Genomic DNA, 5,102 nt, shown 5'->3' on the forward strand with positions numbered 1-5,102 from the left:
TACCTTCTTTTCAGGAGAAATAGCTGGATCGATTACAGAAAAAGCATACTCTTTTCTAACTTTGGCTAGCATAATCGTTTGCGTCTGCTGCTCAATCAATTGATAAAAAGCACTTTCCATTGAGTGAGTTTGATCCTCGCCAAGCTGCTCCTGTAAATATGCAATACTCTGCTCAGCTTCAAGTATATCCCGGCTTCGTATCTGTTCGTTTATGTCACTAATAATCAAATTAAGCCATTCTTGTACGAGGGTGGGAGAATAAAAATCCAATGAGAGTTTCACCAAACCGTTTTTAGAGTCTTTAGTCACACTAAATAGCTTCATGAATCGCTCATACCCTTCCAAAAGTGAAGGTATAACAGTTTTTGGCGGCTTCACCTCCCTAACCCACTCGCTACGAACATTATCATATACGTCATAATCTATAACCAAACTATTTGAATCCATGTCCCAAGATTTAGATGCAATCAACGGAACCAGCAACTTATGCCGTTCGATAAAAGACATAATAAAAGCTTTAGACTTAATTATTTCAACAAACTGATCCGAGCGACTAGAAGTACCACGAAGGTTTATTCCTGCCAAGCTAGCCAACCCTCCAAACTGAGAAGCCATACCACCTAATCCTCCAGCTGACTCTTCTACAGGAGCCAAAAGAGCATCAGCTCTGTATATATCCGGAAGACTTTTTGCGAATAACACCCCTAGTACAGCGAACAAGGTTAGCGTGATTATTACTCGACCCTTGTATTCCCATACTGCTATAGCCAACTGAAACAAAGATATTTTATCTACAGTATCATTGGAAATTTTGTTTTCACAACTCTTAGTATCATTCATGCTAGAATATAATGCCTTAACTGTTGAACAATATTTTTCATTAAAACAAGATCCCTCGCCGCTTTAGTTCGGAGGTAATTGTATCAACGATAATAGCCACTGAGTACTTTGAAGTATCGATGTTTATTTCTGGCTTTTCTGGCTTTTCATAAGCTGAATCAATCCCAGTAAAATTCTTTATCTTTCCCGCTCGAGCTTGTTTATACAACCCTTTAGGATCTCTTTCTTCACAGATAGAAAATGGAGTATTAACAAACACCTCAATGAACTCACCTTCAGCAAACATATCTCTCACCATTCGACGTTCGCTCCTAAATGGTGAAATAAAAGCACTTAATGTGATTACCCCCGCATCAACAAATAAACCTGATACTTCCCCTACTCTTCGAATATTCTCAACTCGATCCTCATCAGAAAAGCCTAAATCTTTATTTAAACCGTGACGAACATTATCACCATCTAAAAGGTAAGTATGGTAACCATTGTCATGCAGCCAACGGTCTAAAGCATTTGCAATCGTTGATTTCCCAGCACCACTTAGACCTGTAAACCAAATCAAACAAGGCTTTTGTTTTTTAAGAACAGAGCGCTCTGCTCTTGAAACGTTTTGTTCATGCCAAACGATATTATTCTCAGCCATTTACAAACTCCCCACAGCAGCAGCACCCAAAGCAATCTGATAAAATATCTGACTCATATCACGCCACAAAACAACTTGGTCAATTTTATCCGCATCAAGCGGCACAACCACAGTATCGCCCGGCGCTAGTTGAGAATCATTACTTGCAAACCAACTAGACGAGTCAGGCATCTGAACCCCGCCATTAGCTTTAATAATATAAATACGTTCATCATCTGCTTTATCTGTTAGGCCACCGCTACGCTCGATATAATCCCAGTAATCCAGCTCTTGTTCGAAGAGTTGAGATACAGGAAGCTGGACTTCACCAATGACTGTCACGGAGCTCTTTCTCTCGGGGATGAATAGTTCATCTCCATCCTTAAGCGATATTGAATAAGCGTCTTGCCCTGCTATAACCTTCTCTAGATCAATAACTAGACGACCTAGGGCAGGAGTAGTCTTGAGTTTATCCAATAAACCCTGAGCCTCTCCTAAACCCTGAGCTTTACTTGCATCAAGCGTTGTTTGATTTGCTGCAACCACTTCGGCTTTGGCTATATCAGCCTCTAATCGCGCTTGCATTTCTCTTAGCTGCTGGGCCTGCTGAGCCTTTAAGTCTTCTCGTGTAAACATTGCTCCAGGTGCATAAGCATATTCAGTCAAACCGCCAGCACGTTCAATTACGTCTGCCAAGGTGTCGTTTTTATGGAAGGGGTAAACACCTGGGAACTTCACTTCACCGCGTAAGGTAATTTGTTTAGTCTCTGCCCATTCTGGAATTGCTTTAACGGTTAGTACATCTCTTGCCTGAAGCTTGCTTGATATGGCACTCGCATCAGAAAGTTGAATAACTCTTCTATCTTGTACTCTATCTTGCTGCTCATTAATGGTTGTTCTGTTCAATTCAGCGCTTGATAGGTAAGCTTTTTCTGTCAGGCCACCAGCGGCAGAAAGCAAGTTCTCGACAGTCATATTTTCAACTAAGGGATAAACACCTGGGTAACGAACGTTGCCACCGACCGATACTTCTTTTGAAGGAGTAGAAATACTTGCTTGCTGACGCAGTTCTTCCACTAACTTAACAACTTCTTCAGAGCGATCACCATATAGGCCAAAGAACACTAGCTCATCTAGGTCTTGTAGCACTGGATCTGCTTCGCTTTGCTGAGATTTCAATGCATCTGCGATTCTAAAAGAGTGAACACTTAATGTTCGCTCAGGTTTTGAATAGCGTTTGATTAACGCATAATTTAGGTCTGGCTCCGGCTTTAAGTATTCAATACTTTGAATGATATCACTCACTCGTAAACCGGGCGTCCAACGGCGCGTTTCGGCACGCTCTACATGGCCAGCCACTTTAATTACATTTTCTACCTTCGGCAGAATTTTAGGTAAGGTAATCTGGTCACCATTTTTTAAAGTGCGGTTTATATCAGCATTTAATGATAAGTCTAAATTCAGGAACTCACGTTCATTTTGCTCATTAACCCGTTCAAGCGTCGCGCCTTGAGGGTAAGCTGAAGCCAACATACCACCGGAATATGAGAGAAGATCAGAAACGGAGCCACTACCTTTAAGCTCATAATATGCTGGGCGTTTAATTTGGCCCTTTATTGCTACTTGAGGGCCAACAGCTGGAATAAATACCACATCACCAGATTTGAGCTGTGCATCAACCGAGGTGTCGCCTTTTAGCAGCAAGTCATATACGTCGAGCGATTGAACAAGCTTACCTTTGCGTTTTAACTGAATATTACGCAGTGAACCCAACTCTGAAACACCACCACTCAACACTAGCGCATTGGTCATGGTCGAGAGAGAGCTAATCACATAGGAACCCGGTACACGAGCTTCACCCAATACAAAGACCCGAATCGAACGCAAGCTTCCCATCGAAACACTGGCTTTAACACCAATCATCTTTTGATCAATCGTCTTTTTTATTTTTTCTTTGGCTTCAGAGAAGTCTAGGCCAGCTAAACTCATTGGGCCTAAGTCAGGGATATAAACCTGCCCCTCCTGATCAACGACCAATTCGAAGAATTGGCTTTCTTTACCATAGAGATTCACTTTTAGTGAATCACCCGGGCCTAATACATAATCAGATGAAACAGGAACATCAGTAATAGGTGCAAAGGTCGTTGGCTGGCCGGCGAATAGGTCGTAGCCGAAAGCAGGCAGTTTGCCTTCTTCCATTTCAGTATTGGTGTTAATCTCTCCGCCCACAGACTCAGCTACTTGCTGCTGAGCCACTGGCATGACGCTGTTAGTTTGTGCAACCACAGGCGTTTGCGCAGCATTTACATTGGGAATATCCACACCAAACTGCTTGGCTAAACGAGCCTGCTCAGCTGCAGGTAGACCCTTAAACTGTTCGAGCTGCGCCGGTGTAGGCTGTAGGGCAATAGATTGAAGCGAGAATAAAGCTGCTATTACAAAAAGAAATGCACGCCCAGTGAGCCTTAGGCGAGAGAGTGTATCGATCATTCCTGATTCCATCATTATTAGAGAGTACTTCACTGTGATGACCATGCATGACGATCATCTTAATGGGCGCTAATTTAGCATTTAAAGGAGGGGCTTACTAGTTGGTGGAGTGGTCTATTTTAACATTTGTTTACATTATTTGATGTTTGTCATTCCTTGGAACCCTAAGAAATAAACATTTGAACCACCGAGGACACCGAGCGCTTCGCTACACAGAGGAAGAGATTGAGACACATCTAAAGAAAGCTATTATCTTTTCTCGGTGCAGGCCACAGGCCGCTCTGTGTTCTCGGTGGTGAATCAGCTTTTATGTCTTAATCTTTAAGGGATAAACCGATGAACCACCGAGGACACCGGGCGCTTCGCTGCACAGAGGAAGGGATTGAGACACATCTAAATGAAAGCTTTAATCTTTTCTCTGTGTAGGCCGTAGGCCGCTCTGTGCCCTCTGTGGTGAACCGTCTTTTATGTTTTGATCTTTAAGAAACAAACACTTGAACCACCGAGGACACCGAGCGCTTCGCTGCACAGAGGAAGAGATTGAGACACACTAAAAAGCTATTATCTTTTCTCGGTGTAGGCCGCAGGCCTCTCTGTGCCCTCTGTGGTGAATCTGCTTTTGCGTTTTGATCTTTAAGGGCTACTTCTCACTACTCCGAAATAACTTCTGCACTAAAACCTTCGAAATCTGACAAGTGCTTTTCAATTACTGAAATCACAATATCTAAATCGAGCGTTTGGTAATCATGCACTGCAATATTTCTTAAGCCAACCATTCGCTTCATCGCGCCAGAGATGTCGACCGTAATCAATTTTGCCCCTGCTAGAATATCGAAACTATCACGTGCCGACTGAGGTATTCCCAGCCGGTGCACGCGAATTAGATAATTTGCTATATCAATTGAGGCCTCACACGCTCTTTGAATATTCAATAAGACAGAATCTTGTTTGGTGTAATTTTGTTTAAACTCTGCCTCGCTAGTAAATTCCTCGCGAACTCGCTGCAAACACCGTTTTATTGTTGCGAGTTTATTCAGTATGACATCATCCATGCTTCATTCCTTTAAGCTGAGCGACAAAGTCAGCCATAATCGCTTCACGCCCCTCTTGTAAACGGCCATACATGCTGAGAACACGCGTTTCGAAAGGCATC

General features: G+C 42.8%; 4 protein-coding genes. All 4 read right to left on the bottom strand.

The window, feature by feature from the left end; genetic code table 11:
• Positions 1-840: Wzz/FepE/Etk N-terminal domain-containing protein (locus tag A3761_RS14780; protein ID WP_068750415.1), on the bottom strand; the 840-nt coding region annotated here is incomplete at its 3' end.
• 40 nt (positions 841-880) lie between these two features.
• Positions 881-1,480 (bottom strand): adenylyl-sulfate kinase, encoded by a 600-nt coding sequence (cysC, locus tag A3761_RS14785; protein ID WP_068739437.1) that lies wholly within the window; start codon positions 1,478-1,480, stop codon positions 881-883.
• Entirely contained in the window at positions 1,481-3,949 is a 2,469-nt protein-coding gene (locus A3761_RS14790) for an SLBB domain-containing protein (protein WP_068750417.1), read from the bottom strand.
• A gap of 650 nt (positions 3,950-4,599) precedes the next feature.
• The gene (locus A3761_RS14795) at positions 4,600-5,001 is read right to left on the bottom strand and encodes a DUF86 domain-containing protein (protein ID WP_068553603.1); all 402 of its coding nucleotides are present in this window, start codon (positions 4,999-5,001) and stop codon (positions 4,600-4,602) included.
• Between the last annotated feature and the right edge of the window lie 101 nt (positions 5,002-5,102).

This window comes from Oleiphilus sp. HI0123 (assembly GCF_001635315.1).

Bases quoted from the DNA above. Each gene is read 5' to 3' on its own strand.
- A3761_RS14795 (WP_068553603.1), bottom strand. From the start codon at position 5,001: ATGGATGATGTCATACTGAATAAACTCGCAACAATAAAACGGTGTTTG.
- A3761_RS14790 (WP_068750417.1), bottom strand. From the start codon at position 3,949: ATGATCGATACACTCTCTCGCCTAAGGCTCACTGGGCGTGCATTTCTT.
- cysC (WP_068739437.1), bottom strand. From the start codon at position 1,480: ATGGCTGAGAATAATATCGTTTGGCATGAACAAAACGTTTCAAGAGCA.